The sequence below is a fragment of the Psychrobacter sp. P11G5 genome, assembly GCF_001593305.1.
Classification (GTDB): Bacteria; Pseudomonadota; Gammaproteobacteria; order Pseudomonadales; family Moraxellaceae; genus Psychrobacter.
In genome coordinates this window covers 160,883-178,528 of record NZ_CP012533.1, presented here as the reverse complement: position 1 = coordinate 178,528, position 17,646 = coordinate 160,883, and the positions used below count along the sequence as shown (strand labels likewise).

Below are 17,646 nucleotides of genomic sequence, written 5' to 3'. Positions count from 1 at the left end.
CTGCCTTTTCTCTCTTTACTATCTATCTCAAAATAAATTACTTCTTAGTTTTGGTCACGCCAGCTTCTTGCAGCAGCGCACCGAGGGTACCCATCTTGCTAGGTGTCTCAGCTCTAGGGGCTTTGCTACGGTTATTAGCGCTGTCCTTGTCCTGACGGTTGCTACGCGGTTTTGCTGGACGCTTATCAGCGGCTGGGCGGTTGCTGCTTGCACGGTTACTATTTGCATGGCTGCGTGGACGACTGACTTTATCATCATTACCAGTACTTGCTGCAGTAGGCTTCGCGGCTGGACGTGCTGGTTTTTCAGACTCAGGCTTCATACTAAAACCAATGCGGCCACGTTTTTCATCGATAGAGATGACACGTACCGAAATAATATCACCTGGCTTGACGCGATTCATCGGATCAGCGACGAAGTCATTTGCCATCTGAGAGATATGTACCAAACCGTCTTGATGTACACCAACGTCAACGAAACAACCAAAGGCTGTGACATTGGTAACGACGCCTTCAAGCTGCATACCTTCTTCTAAGTCCTTGATACTATTTACATCTTCACGGAAATTAGCGGTTTTGAACTCAGGACGTGGGTCACGTGCCGGCTTGGCCAGCTCTTCGATGATAGCTTTGACACTGATATTGTCATCATTTGCTGCAAGCGCAGTAGTATCGATAGTATTTAATACACCATCGTTACCGAGCACTTCTGGCAATGCTTTACCCGTCTGCGCAAGTAAGCTATCGACTAGCGCATAGCTTTCTGGATGCACGCCAGTGGCGTCAAGTGGATTGCTGCCGTCATGGATACGTAAGAAGCCTGCTGCTTGCTCAAAGGTCTTAGCACCTAAGCGCGGTACGTTTTTGAGCGCCTCACGGCTATCAAATGCGCCATGCTCTTTACGATAAGTGACGATTTGCTGGGCGACGTTCTTATTCAAACCAGCGATATGAGCCAAGATGGCAGGGCTCGCTGTATTTACATCAACACCAACGGCGTTCACACTGTCTTGCGTGACTTTATCAAGGCTATCTGCTAACTGGCTTTGGTTCACATCATGCTGATATTGACCAACACCAATCGCCTTTGGATCAACCTTCACCAATTCTGAGAGTGGATCTTGTAAGCGACGAGCGATAGATACCGCGCCGCGTACAGACACATCTAGGTTGGCAAGCTCATCACTAGCAAGCTCACTCGCAGAATAGACTGATGCGCCAGACTCGTTAACGATAACGGCTTTCGCTTTTAAAGCATCATTAGCAGCCAAAATCTCTTTAACCATCGCATCTGTTTCGCGGCTAGCAGTACCATTACCGATAGCCACTAGATCAACGTTATAAGTACTTAACAGCTCATCAATGACTTTTTTGGCCTCAATCATCTTGTTATCAGGCGCAAATGGATAGACGGTCGCTACTACAGGCTTATCTTCGCTATCTAGCATGACATGGCCTTGGGCATCAACAATCGCCATTTTGACGCCATGACGAATACCAGGATCGACACCTAAAATCACTTTACGACCAGCAGGTGCTGACATCAGTAGATGCTGTAAATTATTAGCAAATACATCAATCGCATCGGCCTCAGCAGTCAGGCGCTTTTCAGTCAATAAGCGATGTTCAATATGCGGGCGCCATTTGTCTTTCCATAAGCTGCTAGCAGCTTCTGCTAAAAACTCACGGCGCTCAGCTGGAGCTTTAGAATCGATATCGAAATGGCTAATGATTTTTTCGATAAATGGTGCATCTTCGCCTTCAATTTTGAGACCTAAGACGTTTTCTTGGCGACCACGTAGCATCGCTAATAGGCGATGATTGGGCAGACGCGCAAGGCTTTCGCTATGCTCAAAGTAGTCTTTGAATTTCTCGCCCACTTCTCGCTTCTCGTCACTGGCAACGCTCGATACGATACTAGCCGTTTTAGCAAAGCCATTCCGCAGACCATCAAGCAAATCTAATGCTTGTGTCCATTCATCGACGATGATGGCTTGTACGCCAGCCAGTTGTTTTTCAATATCACTGAAATCAACTTCAATTTCATTACCGCTATCATCAGAGATACTAGACGGTGCTTGATAGTCAGCCAGTGCATCTGTTGGGGTAATTTCTTGCGTCAAGACCGCTTGCGCTGCAACATCGAGACCAGCGGCGCGTGCTTTGGCAGCCGGTGAACGGCGACGCGGACGGTACGGCAAGTAGATGTCTTCAAGCTCAAGCTTAGACGTCGCATTATCAATACGGGTCTGTAACTCGTTGGTCAAATTGCCTTGTGTGCTAAGCAGCTCAATAATTTTGAGGCGACGTGTTGCCATATCGCGCTCATAATTGAGCGACTTCTCTAAAGCACGCAGCTGCGCATCGTCAAGATTTTGAGTCTTCTCTTTGCGATAACGCGCAATAAAAGGGACAGTCGCCCCTTCATCGTAGAGTTTGACAAACGCATTGACTTGAGCAGTCTTAATGCCAAGCGCGCGAGCAAGTTTGTCGTGAATATTCGCGTGTGTGGTTGCATCCAGGCCCTGTGTATTTGTCGAGGGTTGAGACGCCGTTAAGGTATCAGTGCTACTCATATCCGTATCAATCGTTGAGAAATGTAGTTTGGCATTATAGCAAAAGCTGCATGAATAAAAATCCTTTTTATATCTTCGTTACTTATCATAGTCTTTATCGCTCAAATAATAGTCTTTATGGTTTGAATTTTCATATAATCTAGCGCTAATCACTACGTTAAACAAACGCATACAGCATTTATGTCCACGGGTGATGCAATTACCTGTTCAATCTTATACACTAAAGGCATAGGTTTAAAAACGCTAATCTGCCTCAAACCCTTCAATAGAGGTATGAATGGTTATATTTGGCTTAGGATTTCTTTTTTCATTAAGATAGATTGGCTAATTTGCACCGAGGGTTGATTTAAATAATTATAGCTAGGCCTAGAACTTCTGACCGTAAATTTAACGTTTTATGTTATAAATACTTTATATATTTTTGTGCAATGGATAGCATATAAAATAAATTACCTGTTAAGTGGATTTATAACCTCTGATTACAACTCATAGCCTTCTGACAGTGTAGGTACCTGACTAGTAGGTTATTAATAACTACATAATCTTTGACAATAATAATGTTTATTAAAGGATCTCTGCATGACTGATAATAAAAGCACTGATACTATGACTCAGCGAATTTTGGTCGTTGATGACGATGCTCGCTTACGTTCTTTGTTGCAGCGTTTTCTGGAAGATGACGGCTTCGTAGTACGTACTGCTCATGATGCCAGTCAGATGGACAAATTGATGCAGCGTGAACTGTTTTCTTTAGTAGTGCTAGACTTAATGCTACCAGGAGAAGACGGTATCAGTATTTGTAGACGTCTGCGTGAAGACAATGGAGATATTCCGATCATCATGCTTACGGCCAAAGGTGGTGATGCCGATCGCATTGCTGGACTTGAAGCTGGTGCAGATGATTATTTGCCCAAGCCCTTTAATCCAAAAGAGCTACTAGCACGTATCAAAGCGGTACTACGTCGTCAAAACCGTGAGTTACCTGGTGCGCCAAGCTATCAGCTAGAAGTGGTTGAGTTTGGTCCATGGACGCTTGACTTGTCTACGCGTACCCTTAAACGTGATGGCAATGTGGTCACTTTGACTACCGGTGAATTTTCTGTCCTAAAAGCACTCGTACAGCATCCACGCGAACCTTTGACTCGTGATAAGCTTATGAATCTTGCGCGTGGCCGTGAGTGGGGTGCTATGGAGCGCTCAATCGATGTACAGGTGTCACGCCTACGTCGTCTGATTGAAGATAATCCTTCACAAGCTCGCTATATTCAAACAGTCTGGGGCGTAGGTTATGTTTTCGTTCCTGACGAAGCAGAACCCGAACAAACGACTGCCACGACAGATTAGTTTTAACCCATCGTTTTGTGCTTTAGAGTATTCACTTTAAAGCACAACTACTTAGTAAATTCTTATATATGACTTCTTCGGCAATTATTCAAAATATACCCTGCACACTGGTGACAGGGTTTTTGGGTGCTGGTAAAACTACCATTATTAATCAACTGCTCGCTACTAAACCAGCTGATGTACGCTGGGCATTATTGATTAATGAGTTTGGACGTATTGGTATTGATGGCGCCCTCTTAAAAGGTAGAAAAAACGACGTCGAAAAGCCAAACACTATTGCTATTCGAGAGGTCAGCGGTGGCTGTATTTGTTGCACCAGCCAATTGCCACTACAAATTGCACTTACTCGGCTTTTAAGTGAGCATCGTCCACAGCGTCTTATTATTGAGCCGACAGGTCTGGCTCATCCGCACGAGCTAGTCAAACAGTTAAGCGCACCGCATTGGCAGACATCTCTAAGTATGCAATCCGTCATTACGGTACTAAGTGGCTTGCAATGGCAACAAGAAAAGTATCGCTCACATAAAGGCTTTCAAGCGCATGTTCAGGCGGCTGACGTAGTGGTCATCAATCGCTATGAGCAATTAGACGCTACTTGCCAGCAGGATCTGCTCACGTGGATTGGAACGCTCAATGCGCAAGCAAGCATCATTTGGGCGGCCCCTAATGATGCGTCCTCAGAATTGACAGTCGCTCAGCTTAGCATGCAACTTAATCAGCCCAGTGCGAGTATTTCTAAGCAACGCGCAACACAGTCCAGTCAGTCACGCATTAGCTTGACCCTACCTAATCACTTACTGACTAACGTGCCGAATATAGGTAATTCAGCAGCAGTGCCGATGGATGATGAGCTGCCCTATCGCTATCATGACGAGCAGCAAGGTATGTTATTAGCTGGCTGGCGACTACCTTCACATTGGATGTTTGCAGCTGACGAACTGCAGCAATGGCTGTTGCAACTCCCTAACTGGCAACGCATTAAAGGTGTGGTACATACCTCTGATGGCTGGCAACAACTGAATTTTACGCCTGATAGCTTAACCATCACGACTACGAGCGCGCAAATCGATAGCCGAATAGAAGTTATCTTACTTGCTGATACGGATAATAGTCACATTAATAGTAAAGTGTCCAAAAATGAGCGCCAACCGCTTATAGATTGGGATGTCTACGACCATGAGCTTATGGCACTACTCGCCAAATAAAAAAAGCCAACGCTATGATTTAGCATTGGCTTTTTTATCTTTGTAATCTATCAGCGCAATTGACTGTCTTTACTACCACGGCGGTTAAACAGCTCAGCGGCTTTTGCTTCTTGCTCAAGCTCAGTTTGGCAGCCTACACAGTGCTGTACCCCAGGTAAAGCACTACGCCGTGCTTCTGGAATTGGATTGCCACACTCATCACAAAACTCAGCGCTATCACCTTTAGGTATAGCACTTCGTACACGATCTAACGCATCATTGACGGTCGCATCCATTTGCTCATGTTCTGCGCCATCTCTCGACCAGCCACCTGCCATAATCTATCCTTTTTGATATATTTAGTCATTATTATTAATATAAAATGCTTTAAGAACATATAGATGGGACTAAATTAAACTGTTTTCAATGTACAAAAAACAACTATAGCTGGCCGCTTTAGACGCTCTAGTCTTTTGGTTGCAAAGCCACGACCTGCCCGCGTACACCGATACTATCATCGCTCATTAGACAGACATAGCCTGCCATAATATCTTCAGGTGTTTTTAAGCTCATCGGGTTTTCACCCGGAAAAGCATGGGCGCGCATGTTGGTACGCGTACCGCCTGGATTGATACAATTAAAGCGCAGATTAGTCGTGTTCTGCGTCTCCTGAGTGAAGATATCACTCATGCCCTCCACTGCTTGTTTTGAGAGCGCATATGCACCCCAAAACGCACGAGGATGGGTTCCAACGGTACTAGAAGTAAAGACAATAGAGCCATTAGCAGCGTCTTTAAGTAACGGTAATAATGCTTGGGTCAGCATAAAGGTCGCTGTAAAGTTGACCTGCATCACTTTGGCAAAGATATCGACATCGTACATCTCAAGCGGTGTCAGCTCACCTAATAATCCTGCATTGTGTAGGACGCCATCAAGTTGACCGATTTCTTTGACGATCAATCCTTCTAACTGCTGCATTTCGGCATAAGTGGCTTTTTCTAAATCCATCGGTAGCATCGCTGGCTGCCTACCACCTAAGCTTTCAATCTCATCATAGACAGCTTCGAGCTTGCTGCTAGTACGACCTAATAATAATACCGTCGCACCATAGCGAGCATAGGTCAATGCGGCAATACGCCCAATACCGTCTCCCGCACCTGTGACTAAGATTGTCTTGCCCTCTAAGCAGTTATCTTGCGGCACAAAATGACGAATCTCATCATGGCTTAAAGGTTGCGTAGAGTTTTGACTGGCTTTTTGATTAGCTTCTTGGTTGGTAGTTTTATTAGAAGGTTGATTAACATTGTCGCTCATAGGTTTACCCGCTATTTATCGATTTATGATAAAGATTACTATAGAAATTTATTTTTTAGGTCATCTAGTACTAGCTAGAGGTACGATGCATCCAAACTAAATATGTTCAAACTATTAGTATTTGAACTATAAGTATTCAAACTTTCCCGGAGATAATAGCAATTTACTTAACTGTTCAGGGGTATCGATAATATAGTCTGCGCCCCAGCTTTTTAGATTTTGCTGATCTTCGGGTGGAATATAACCATAAGCGGCCAAAATCGTTGGCATACCAGCAGCCTTTCCAGCTTCTATATCACGTACATGATCGCCCACGTAAAGTACGCAACCTGCAGCGCCACGCGGTATTGCAAGCTTCTCTAACGCCATATACATCGGTTCTGGATCAGGCTTAGTACGTGAGACATCATCAGGACAAACCAAGACCGAACAGCGCCCATCTAGTTGCATAACTTTAAGCAGTTGCTCAGATAAATAACGCGGCTTATTGGTTACGATACCCCATGGCACGCCTTTATTTTCAAGAGCAGTTAGCACTGCTTCAAGCTCACCAAATACACAGCTATCGACACAGATATCTGCTTCATAGTCATCTAAAAACTGCTGGCGATACTGTGACAACTCCTCATCACTGAGGTCGATCTGGTCGTTGTGACGCAGCATTAACTGCACCATCGCTGACGCACCAGCAGAGACTTGCTCGCGAATATGTGCTTCGGGCGGTGCTTGCCAATTATTTTGCGCACTCATTTTGCCAATGATGCGTACAAAATCAGCGGCGGTATCAATTAGCGTACCATCTAGATCGAACAAAACAGCTTTTACAAATTGCGTCATATTGCATGCTCTTATTATTAAAAATTGTATTAAACCAGTGGTTTTTGGACGGCTAGCATATAGTTGACATCGACATTCTGTGCCAGCCAGTAGCGTTTGGTCAACGGGTTATAATGCAGGCCGATAATATCTTGGCGGCTAAAGCCTGAGTTTAATGCCATTTTATCAAGCTCAGCTGGGGTAATAAATTTTGCATAATCATGCGTACCACGATCTAATAGACGCAATACATACTCCGCTCCGACAATCGCAAACAAGTAAGATTTTGGGCTACGATTGATAGTAGAGAGCACACAGACTCCGCCTGGGGCAAGCAAATCGAAACAAGCTTGTACGATAGAGCTTGAATCCGGCACATGTTCGAGCATTTCCATGCAAGTCACCACATCGAACTGACCGGCATGAGTTTCTGCTAATTTTTCGACCGGTATATGCTGATAGCGTAAAGAGTCATTTAGATTACTCTGCTCTGCATGTAAGCTGGCCGCTTTTAAATTTTCAGTACCCAAATCAATACCAGTGACATCAGCACCACGACGCGCCATCGATTCGGCTAATATGCCGCCACCACAACCAACATCTAATATCCTTTTACCAGTAAGACCCATCTCAGCCGTTTTGTTAGCATCACCACCTTGATAGCCACGTTTGACGTTTTCTTCTATCCAATTAAGACGTAGTGGATTGATATGGTGCAAGGTTGCAAACGCACCCGTATTATCCCACCATTCGCTGGCAAGCTTATTAAACTTATCAACTTCACTTGGATCGACGTTTGTGGCTGTGTTCATATTTGCATCGTTAGTTTTTACGATAGTAGTATCTGCAATAGTATCGGAATGAGTGTTAGTAGATGAAGAAGGTATAGCTGAGCTCATAGCATTTTTCCTTTATTGTCATTATCTATATCTATTATGCGCTGACATGGACTTAATGTTAGCATGAGAGTCATCGCTTTGTCGTAAGGACATCGTGACCGATTATGAGTGGTATTGTTAACTGATAACAAGCTATAGTCAGTCCTAAATAAAAGAAATCCAAGAATTATAACGTGCTATTGAGATAATTTTTCCTTGCTTGCTGTGCCTACGCAGACAAAGGCTGCGCAAAATTTATCTCAGTAGCGCTGTATTTATTTTATAGTGGATAGATTGTATAAGTGCCTTTAAATTACCAACTGATAGGCTACAAATAATCGATTGTCTTGGCCATGGGCAAGGTGGCGTAAATAATGTCTAACAGCTTTACAACGGTTAGTTAAGAATCTGGTTCACAAGCAGCGCCATTTTACGTTATTATAAGCGGCTTGCGCTTTACTATTTATTATCATTAAATATCGTCATTAAAACTTCAAACATTTATCCCCAAAGGAAGAAGTATGAAACGTATCATCACACTGACTGGTCTGGCTGTTGCCATTGGACTTGCCAATATGGGCGCACAAGCCGCCGATTATGTTGCAGGAAAGGACTACCGCGTGCTGGATAATCCAGAGAATATCAGCGGTGATGCTATTATTGTACGTGAGTTCTTTTGGTACGGCTGTCCGCATTGTAACGTCCTTAACCCACATATGGAAAAATGGGCTAAGACCAAAGATAAAGACGTGGCTTTCTTTAAAACACCAGCAGCGCTAAATCCAGTTTGGGAAGCCAGCGCACGCGGTTTTTATGCCGCTCAGCTGTTAGGTTATGAAAATAAAACTCATGATGCCTTGTTTGATGCTATTCATAAAGATGGCAAACAGTTATTTGACCAAGCATCACTAAGCAAATGGTATGCTACAAAGGGCGTTGATCAGAAGAAGTTTAACAGCTTATATAACTCTTTTGCCGTAGGTACCAAAATTGGTCGCTCACAAGCTGGTGCTAAGCGCTATCAACTCTCTGGTGTACCAGCAGTGGTAGTACAAGGCAAATATGTCGTAACAGGTGAAGGTGCTAACGTTCCTAAAGTCGTTGATTATTTAGTCGATAAAGTTCGCGCCGAGAAAAAATAACTGACACTGTATAAGTTTTCAATAAAAAAGCCAATCGTCAATGATTGGCTTTTTTATTGTACTCATTTTGACATTTGACAGCCATTTTATAAAACAGCTGTTCATAGCATAGGTATAAAATATCTTTAATACTTTATCTGAGTCAAAATTGCGACTTCTCGAATATAACTGGCCAAGTCTTCTTCAGACTCCATCATCAGCTCATCATCGTTTGTATGCTTAGCATACTCAATCCAAAGTAATAGCTGATATAAGCTGTTGCGTTCTGAGGCTTTATACTGCTTTACAAATTGCTTTAGCGTACCCTCGTCATTGATATTAAGCCTGCCTCGCCAGCTTTCAATTTTAGCAACCTGCTCTTTTGGAAAAAAAGCATCGAACAATGCTTTTACCAACTCATGGCGGTTTTCTTCACTGATTAGTTTACCAACCCGCTTAGTTTGGCGATTGCGAGCATTAGCGCTGGTGATATCAGCAAGCGCCATCAGTTCTGCCATAAAATAGTCACTGGCAGGTAGGTTTTTGAGCTGCTTTTTCGATAAACCGGCAAGCGGTATCGATAACTCTTGTAAGCGCTCATGAGATTTTTTAAGTTCAGTGCGCGATACGCGCATGTCATGTTCTGACCAGTCAATCATACAAGCTTTCCAAAATAATAAGTAAAAATTAGGGGGTGCTGACAACCATTTGCATCAGCATAGATCTTCAGTAATACGTTATCAATATTGCTTATCTACTAACTACCAACAGCGCTACCAACGGCTTTTTTCACGGTGCTTGGCCACCACTTTTAGGCCTTTAGGCAAGCTCTTAGCAAGATAACTTTGCAACTTGTCAGTAATAAAAACTGAGCGATGTTTACCACCAGTACAACCAATTGCCACCGTCACTGTATGACGATTATTGTGCAAAAAGTCTGGCAACCAACGATCCAAAAATTTAGCGATATCGTTGGTCATCTCAGCCACTTCTGGATAGTCAGCAAAGAATTCACCAACCTTTGCATCAAGACCCGTCGCGGTACGTAACTCAGGGTTCCAATGTGGGTTTGGTAGAATCCTAACATCGAATACAAAGTCGGCATCGATAGGACTGCCATATTTAAAACCAAAAGACAGTAGATTAATCACAATCTTATTGTCCACACCAATATGATCGCGTAAACGATCTTTTAACTGGTGAATGTTCAACTTGCTAGTATCAATTTTTATATCAGCATAACTGGCAATAGGTTCTAGTAACTCTTCTTCTTTTTTGATAGCAGCTGGCAAATTGTACGTAGGATAGGTAGAGCTTTCAATTTCTTGAGCCATTAACGGATGGACGCGGCGAGTGGCGTTGAAGCGTGCAACCAAGATAGTATCTTGCGCCGTCACATAGATAACTTTAATTGTCTGCTTACCATAGGTCTGTCTGAGCGTCTTATAGATAGAGGCAAAGTTGCTCAAATCTGCGCGTGGAGTACGAATATCAACGCCAAGGGCAATACGGCGAATACCACTTTCACCGACTAATTTATCAACTGCGTTCGGTATCAAGGAGAGTGGTAAATTATCAATAGAATAATAACCCAAGTCCTCCAAAATATTTAATACTGAGGTCTTACCCGACCCCGAGCGCCCAGAAATTACTAGGATACTGACACCACTGCCTTTAGCTTCCTTCGTTGCTGACTGCTCTGTCGCTACTTTATTTCCTTGATTCGGGTCTGCTGCTTCCATGATCCACCATCCTAGTTTATTAAATCACTGATGCATAATATCTATCTTACTACTTAACTTATCTACGGGCATGCTAAAGGGTTTATGTTTTTATTATAACGACTCTTCATTAATCAATTATTAAAATTGCTATTTGAAGGTAACAAGTTGATTATCCAATAAACGTGCACGTCCCAACCAAGCAGCCACTAAAATGATTAAATCTTGTTTTTCTTTATTGAAGATTGCAGCATCATTAGCGACAGAAGTTAGCTGAGCCGTTTTTATTTCTAGATAATCAATCGTAAAACCAGTATCAGTAATACATTTTCTTGTATCGGCTAATAACGTGTCAACCTCTTGCTGCCTCTGTTCACCATTTTGCAACTGCTGAGCCAGACGTTGTAGCTCTTGATGTAGTGCAGGTGCTATTTGTCGCTCAGCCTCATTTAAATATTGATTGCGCGAGGATAGCGCCAAGCCATCAGCAGCACGGACAATAGGCGCCCCTATTATTTCAATCGGATAACTCAGATCGCGTACTAACTGTTTAATAATCGCCAGTTGCTGGTAATCTTTTTGGCCAAATACAGCCACATCAGGTTGCACAATGTTAAACAATTTCGAGACCACAATACCAACACCGTCAAAGTGCCCAGGACGAGATTGACCACATAATTGAGTGGTGATTGCACCAGCGAGGACAGCAGTCGGTGGCGGCAATACTGGGTACATCTCGTCAATAATGGGAGCAAAAACATAGTCTGCACCAACCGTTGCTAGCTTAGCGACGTCCTCATCTAAAGTACGAGGGTAGCTATCGAAGTCCTCTCCCACTCCAAATTGAGTCGGATTGACAAAGATACTAACGACTACGATATCGGCATGCTGCTTAGCAATGCTTACTAGCTCAAGATGACCATCATGTAGATTGCCCATCGTTGGTACTAGCGCAATACGTTGTGGGCTATTTTGATTGTCATTTCTTTGACCACGATAAGGCTGCAAGGCGGTACGCAGTGCTGAAATCTGCTGATAAATAATTGGCATCGTTAAATATTCTTCTACTTATAATCGTAAAAACCCAAAAATTCAATAAGATTAGCTAAATTGGTGCTGCTCAGTTGGAAAACTGCCTTCGCGCACTGACTGCTGATAAAGCGCAAAGGCGCCTTCAATACTATGGGCGCTATTGCGTTCATCGGTCAAAAAGTCATGAACAAAGCGCGGCACGCGGCCATGTACCATACCTAGCATGTCATGCATCACTAATACTTGACCATCAGTATCTGCGCCAGCGCCAATACCAATCACTGGCGCTGTAACAGCTTCTGTGACTGCTTTAGCGAGCTCAGCTGGCACACATTCTAATACAAGTAATGCAGCCCCTGCAGCAACGACTGCTTTAGCATCAGCAAGCAGCTTATCAGCCGCTTCATCACCGCGACCTTGGATTTTATAGCCGCCGAAAACATTGACAGATTGCGGAGTCAAGCCAAGATGGACACAAGTTGGTGTACCCGCTTGTGCTAAGGTCGTGACTAAATCACAAAGCTCACTGCCACCTTCAATCTTTATGACATGCGCGCCGGCTTGCATCAATTGACGACTATTGGCCACAGCCTCTGGCAGAGTCACATAACTCATAAACGGCAGGTCAGCTAAAATTAGTGCATGCTTATTGCTACGGGCAATATTAGCCGTATGATAAGCCATATCATCGATTGTAACGGGCAAGGTTGAGTCATGACCTTGTACCACCATGCCCAAACTATCACCGATCAAAATAGTATCAATCTGCGCCTTGTCCATCATTCGTGCAAACATCGAGTCATAGCACGTCAAGCAAGTAAACTTGGTGCCGTCTTTTTTAAAATTATTTAAAGTAGATAACGTCGTCATATGACCCTCAATTAATCTGCAATGCTTTTAACTTATTAGTAACTGTTATTCTGTTTGTGATCAAAAAACTTAGCAATTGCTTGATATATAGTCATTCTAAACAAAAGAAGCACAAAAATTGTGATGCGCTATTGGGATAATTTTTCCTTGCTTGCTGTGCCTACGCAGACAGAGGCTGCGCAAAATTTATCCCAATAGCGCTATATTTACTTTATAGTTGACTCAATTCAATAATAAATTAACTATAGTAGCTTTAAGCCTGTCCAATCTTTACTTTGTGGATAATCATCTACCGATTTGCCAGCAATTACTAGCTCTGGTGCTAGCTCTTGTAGCGGTATTAAGACAAAATTACGTTCAGGCAGTCCAGGATGCGGTATGGTTAATTGCGGCTCTGCAATTTGTGCTTCACCGTATAGCAAAATATCGACATCCAGGCTGCGTTCACCCCAACGTCGTATACGTGCACGCTTGGCCTGCTCTTCTAGCTGCTGGCAAAATGCGAGCAACTCAAAAGGTGACAACGTCGTCTCAAAACCAGCGACCGCATTGACAAAGTCTGGCTGATCTTGCGGCCCCATAGGCACTGAGGCATAAAATGAAGAAACACGAACGTTACGTATCTTCTCATGCTCTTGCATCACTGCAAGTGCTTGCTGCAAATGCTCTGCAGGTAAACCTAATTCATTAGCTAGGTTGCTGCCCAAGCCTATATAGCAAGTAACCCAATGAGCGTTACCCGTATGGTTATCCATATTAGACATTATCGGTACTAGGCTGACGACGACGGCGTTTCGATGGTACAGGTCCTTTATTGTCACTTACTTTATTGTCAGTTGCTTTACTAGAACCAACCTTGTCTTTAGCAGCTTGACTGGTTTTAGCAGACTTTACTTCTGTCGGTCTAGCTGGTTTTCTAGCTTTCGCAGGTGTAGTCGCTTTATTAGTTTCTGCCTTGTTCCCTGACGTCTTGGTTCCTGTCGTAGCTTCTGCACGTTCTACCGTTTTCTCGGCTTTGCCGTTACGCTGGGCTATTGCCTTAGGCGCTTTTTTCGCATACTTCGCAGCAGTTTGGTCGTTATTATCAGCTGGCTGTTTTTCTACATTGCTAATACTGTTAACAGTATTAGCAATGTCTACAGTAGGCTCACGGCGGCGACGCTTATGCGGTATCGGCTCGTTATTCATGCTGACTAGCGCCGGTGATCTTGCCACCGAACGAGCAGGATAGGCGTTAGCAGAAGATGACTTAACCTCTGACTGCTTTGCCTTAGATTGTTGAGCACCACTTGAACGATCAACTTTAGTATCAGATTTTGTATCTTGATTATTTCGCTCTTTCTCAGCCGTTGCATGCTTAGTAGCTGCCTTGTTCTGCACAGGCTTTTGGCTATGCTTAGGCTTATCAGCACCTGATAGCTGCTTTTGTAATGGCGGCACAACTTTTTCATGCTCGATTACAAACAATGGCGCAGGCTTAGCATTATGGCCTTTGTTAGATGCTTTATTGCTACTACTAGCAAGAGACAACTGCTGTAACTGAGCAAGCTCATTACTGTCCTGCTTTACCTGTTGCGTGTTGTAACCCTTGTTTTTACTGCTATCAGATTGCTTGGCAGCTGATGACTGACTTGCGGCGCGGCGACGGCGTGATGGAATGTTTGATGAATCATTCACCATTGCCTGCTCAGTACTATGCTTTTCGGTAACATGCTTTTCATTACTGCCATTGGCTTTATTTTGCTGAGTGTTTTTTTGATTAGACATTGATTCATCCGCTGTATACGACTCAGGCTTTTGACGATTGCGTCCACGCGCGCGTTGCCCTTTTTTATAAGCACCGCGACGAATATTTTCGTCAAATTCATCAATAGCTTTCTCTTGGTCTTGCTCAGACAATGTCTGATAAGTCTGCCACCAGTCGCCCATGCCATTGGTCGATTCTGACAATGGATGCTCAGCATCACCGCACTGCTCACGTAATAATAAAAAGTCAAACCCTGCACGAAAGCGCGGGTGCTCAGAAAGCTGAACGATTTGCTTGCTACGTGGGGCGGCAAGTTTGGGCTGCAATATCCAGATATCACGGATAAATTGCTCCGCGAATTTAGGGATAGCAGTCTTGATACGCTGACGGTCAACGACTTTGCTAGCCGCATGCATTTGCGCTTCAGCAAAGGGCATATTGCGCTTTTTGGCTTTTTCTAACTGATGCAGGTAATTTTCCCATAACAGGGCTGCATAGAAAAACGCCGGATTAATACTTTTACCTGCGGCAATACGTTTATCGGTATTGATAGCCACTTGTTTCACTAAAGCACTGGGATCAGAAGGCGGATAAATGATTAAACTATCAATCGCACCCGACTCAAACAATAGCGGCAACAATGGCACTAAATAGCCACCGGTAAACATCTTTTGCGTTTCATCATAGAGGCGATGCGGTGATATTTGCTCAAGCAATGCCCAATTATCATCATGAAACTGCTGAGACAACTCTTCGTCAAAATCAAAGCCCAATTTGGCTTTGAAACGTAACGCCCGCAATAGCCTTACCGGATCTTCTTCGATACGAACGGGTGCATGACCTAATAGGCGGATGACTTTATTATCAATATCTTCAAGCGCACCGCAAAAATCATGAACCACACCTTTAAGCGGCTGATAATAAAGTGCATTGATAGAGAAGTCACGACGCGAAAAGTCTTGTTTGATGTCGCCCCAGACGTTATCACGCAGGATCATACCGTCTTGATTGGTATTGGCATCGCTGGTTGGCGGACCACGAAAAGTAGCGACTTCAATTAGCTCTCGCCCTGAATACACGTGTGCCAACTGAAAGCGACGACCGATAATGCGGCAGCGCTTGCCAAAGACGTCTTTGATTTCATGCGGCTTAGCATCAGTGACGGCGTCAAAGTCTTTTGGGCGCAGACCCAATAAGGTATCGCGCACACCACCACCAACGATATAGGCATCAAACCCAGCTCGGGTTAATGTGGCAATCACTTCAGTAATGGAATTGGGTAATTCAGATTTATTCAGTTCTAACTGCTTGGCGGCACGCTCGGCCATGCATCTACTCCTCGCCGGTATTCTTTAACCACCCCTGACCAACACAGCGTTTATCAGGCGGATGTATTGACTAGTTTAACAAATTTTGCACGCAGTAGGTGCGTTATGACATTTAGTTACGTGCAATTTTGTCAATATTGATGTTAATCAAAGCAAAATAATGCCATTAATGTTGCACACTTAAACGACTTCGATTTTTCTCAATCGTTTTTGCGCCGATACCTTTGACCTTTGCTAACTCATCAACCGTTTTAAAATCGCCAAACATGTCACGATATAAAATAATCGCTTGGGCTTTACTACTACCGATACCGTTTAGTGAAACCAGTTCACCTTCGCTAGCACGATTGATATTGACGGTGGCTTGCTCACGCGCTTGGGTTTTAGCATTTTCCTGCGCCAAAAGGTACTTATAAGCACTTTGTGGATTATCAAAACAAGGCGCCGCATTCCCACTATATGGCATCATAATAAGCAAAGCGAAGCCGAACGCAGCGTTCGTTATTAAATTGATGAACGAGGCTTTATGATGAACGTTCATGACGATCTTTCATGTCGTTTCGCCGCTTCCCATAATGCATCCATTTCTGTTATATCGCTGTCCTCGACATGCTTGCCAGCAGCAGCCAGTTGTTCTTCAATATAACCAAAACGTGACTTAAACTTATGCACACAAGTAAGGGTCGCTGCCTCAGCATCGAGGTTTAATTTACGCGAGACGTTGACCAGCGCAAACATGCAATCGCCCAGCTCTTTTTCAATGTCACTAATATTGGCTTGGATTTCTATGCTGGACTTCTCTGTCAGCTCAGCCTTTAACTCACTAATTTCTTCCTCAAGTTTTTCAAACGCTCCTGCTATGCCTTCCCAATCAAAGCCTAGTTTTGACGCCTGCTTTTGTACATCCTGAGCTTGCATCAAAGCACTGCCCGCTTTGGTTTTATCTAAACGCCGCTTTGGTTTACCACGTGCCTCGCGCGCTTGCTCCTCCTCCGCTTTAATTTCATCCCAGCGTTCCTTAACTGCCATTTCATCTTTCAGGGTTTCAGCCTCAAATACGTGCGGATGACGGCGAATCAGCTTCTCTTGCAAAGTGGTAATGACATCGCTCATGTCAAAACGACCTTGCTCAGCATACATCTGGCAATGAAAGACGACTTGCAGCAGCACATCGCCAAGCTCACCTTTAATATCTTCGTCATCGTCGCTTTGTACCGCTTCACCCAGCTCATAGGCTTCTTCGATTGCATACGGAATGAGGCTATGATTGCTTTGTTTTTTATCCCACGGACAGTCAACGCGCAATCTTGCCATCAGTGCCAACAGGTCATCAAGTTGCCCACTCGCTTCTGGAGTGCCTTGCACAGGTTCGGGTGCTGAAATTTTATTTTCTACAGTACTCATAAAGGATGCTCTTATACTTTTAGTTGTTATTGAATATAACCGCCTTAACTTAACAACGATTTTGTCTTATAGTCGGTACGAAATAAAAACGATATGTTCATTGCTAGGTGCTACTGAGATAATTTTTACTTGCTTGCTGTGCCTACGCAGACAGAGGCTACGAAAAACTTATCTCAGTTGGCGTAGGTTGGGTTTTTAACCCAGATTTGAGATTTTGCAAAATTACAATGCTGGGTTAAAAACCCAGCCTACAACACCGGTCATCACCATGCGTCTACATTATCCATTTAATAGTTAGTGTAGCATTGAACG

General features: G+C 43.8%; 16 protein-coding genes. 3 read left to right on the top strand and 13 right to left on the bottom strand.

Annotation, left to right across the window (positions count from 1 at the left end; all coding sequences use genetic code 11):
* Positions 1-37: 37 nt before the first annotated feature.
* Positions 38-2,575 carry a Tex family protein gene (locus tag AK825_RS00760; RefSeq protein WP_068033823.1) on the bottom strand — a complete coding sequence of 846 codons (2,538 nt, stop codon included), beginning with the start codon at positions 2,573-2,575 and terminating at the stop codon, positions 38-40.
* A 579-nt stretch (positions 2,576-3,154) separates the two neighbouring features.
* Here AK825_RS00760 and ompR point away from each other — a divergent pair.
* Together ompR and AK825_RS00750 are read left to right on the top strand one after the other, a co-directional pair.
* Positions 3,155-3,919 (top strand): two-component system response regulator OmpR, encoded by a 765-nt coding sequence (ompR, locus tag AK825_RS00755; protein WP_068033820.1) that lies wholly within the window; start codon positions 3,155-3,157, stop codon positions 3,917-3,919.
* Between the two features lie 68 nt (positions 3,920-3,987).
* A complete protein-coding gene (locus AK825_RS00750) occupies positions 3,988-5,124 on the top strand; it encodes a GTP-binding protein (protein WP_068033818.1) in 1,137 nt (378 codons plus the stop codon).
* 50 nt (positions 5,125-5,174) lie between these two features.
* Here the strand turns inward: AK825_RS00750 and AK825_RS00745 are convergent, their stop codons facing one another.
* The 4 genes from AK825_RS00745 to ubiG all read right to left on the bottom strand — a co-directional run bounded on the left by AK825_RS00745 (position 5,175) and on the right by ubiG (position 8,045).
* Positions 5,175-5,441 carry a DksA/TraR family C4-type zinc finger protein gene (locus AK825_RS00745; RefSeq protein ID WP_068033816.1) on the bottom strand — a complete coding sequence of 89 codons (267 nt, stop codon included), beginning with the start codon at positions 5,439-5,441 and terminating at the stop codon, positions 5,175-5,177.
* Between the two features lie 127 nt (positions 5,442-5,568).
* Complete coding sequence (locus AK825_RS00740; RefSeq protein ID WP_082787121.1) at positions 5,569-6,417, bottom strand: YciK family oxidoreductase; 849 nt, start codon at positions 6,415-6,417, stop codon at positions 5,569-5,571.
* 126 nt (positions 6,418-6,543) lie between these two features.
* Positions 6,544-7,254: an HAD-IA family hydrolase gene (locus AK825_RS00735; protein WP_068033813.1), complete on the bottom strand. Its 711-nt coding sequence runs from the start codon at positions 7,252-7,254 to the stop codon at positions 6,544-6,546.
* A 29-nt stretch (positions 7,255-7,283) separates the two neighbouring features.
* Positions 7,284-8,045, bottom strand: coding sequence for a bifunctional 2-polyprenyl-6-hydroxyphenol methylase/3-demethylubiquinol 3-O-methyltransferase UbiG (gene ubiG / locus AK825_RS00730; protein WP_227514133.1), 762 nt, complete (start codon positions 8,043-8,045; stop codon positions 7,284-7,286).
* Between the two features lie 587 nt (positions 8,046-8,632).
* Here ubiG and AK825_RS00725 point away from each other — a divergent pair.
* Positions 8,633-9,253 carry a thiol:disulfide interchange protein DsbA/DsbL gene (locus AK825_RS00725; protein WP_068033811.1) on the top strand — a complete coding sequence of 207 codons (621 nt, stop codon included), beginning with the start codon at positions 8,633-8,635 and terminating at the stop codon, positions 9,251-9,253.
* Between the two features lie 125 nt (positions 9,254-9,378).
* Here AK825_RS00725 and yjgA read toward each other — a convergent pair whose 3' ends face one another.
* The 8 genes from yjgA to mazG all read right to left on the bottom strand — a co-directional run bounded on the left by yjgA (position 9,379) and on the right by mazG (position 17,334).
* Entirely contained in the window at positions 9,379-9,891 is a 513-nt protein-coding gene (gene yjgA, locus AK825_RS00720) for a ribosome biogenesis factor YjgA (protein WP_068033809.1), read from the bottom strand.
* A 114-nt stretch (positions 9,892-10,005) separates the two neighbouring features.
* Positions 10,006-10,974 carry an RNase adapter RapZ gene (gene rapZ, locus AK825_RS00715; RefSeq protein WP_082787119.1) on the bottom strand — a complete coding sequence of 323 codons (969 nt, stop codon included), beginning with the start codon at positions 10,972-10,974 and terminating at the stop codon, positions 10,006-10,008.
* Between the two features lie 129 nt (positions 10,975-11,103).
* Positions 11,104-12,003, bottom strand: a complete 900-nt coding sequence (panC, locus tag AK825_RS00710) for a pantoate--beta-alanine ligase (protein WP_068033807.1) — start codon at positions 12,001-12,003, stop codon at positions 11,104-11,106.
* A gap of 51 nt (positions 12,004-12,054) precedes the next feature.
* Positions 12,055-12,855, bottom strand: coding sequence for a 3-methyl-2-oxobutanoate hydroxymethyltransferase (gene panB, locus AK825_RS00705; protein WP_068033805.1), 801 nt, complete (start codon positions 12,853-12,855; stop codon positions 12,055-12,057).
* Positions 12,856-13,097: 242 nt separating this feature from the next.
* Positions 13,098-13,619, bottom strand: coding sequence for a 2-amino-4-hydroxy-6-hydroxymethyldihydropteridine diphosphokinase (gene folK / locus AK825_RS00700; protein WP_068033803.1), 522 nt, complete (start codon positions 13,617-13,619; stop codon positions 13,098-13,100).
* The gene (pcnB, locus tag AK825_RS00695) at positions 13,612-15,930 is read right to left on the bottom strand and encodes a polynucleotide adenylyltransferase PcnB (RefSeq protein ID WP_068033801.1); all 2,319 of its coding nucleotides are present in this window, start codon (positions 15,928-15,930) and stop codon (positions 13,612-13,614) included. Before pcnB ends, folK begins: the two co-directional genes overlap by 8 nt.
* Before the next feature lie 166 nt (positions 15,931-16,096).
* The gene (locus tag AK825_RS00690; RefSeq protein ID WP_068033799.1) at positions 16,097-16,471 is read right to left on the bottom strand and encodes a ComEA family DNA-binding protein; all 375 of its coding nucleotides are present in this window, start codon (positions 16,469-16,471) and stop codon (positions 16,097-16,099) included.
* Positions 16,468-17,334 carry a nucleoside triphosphate pyrophosphohydrolase gene (gene mazG, locus AK825_RS00685; protein WP_068033796.1) on the bottom strand — a complete coding sequence of 289 codons (867 nt, stop codon included), beginning with the start codon at positions 17,332-17,334 and terminating at the stop codon, positions 16,468-16,470. Before mazG ends, AK825_RS00690 begins: the two co-directional genes overlap by 4 nt.
* Positions 17,335-17,646 lie beyond the last annotated feature (312 nt).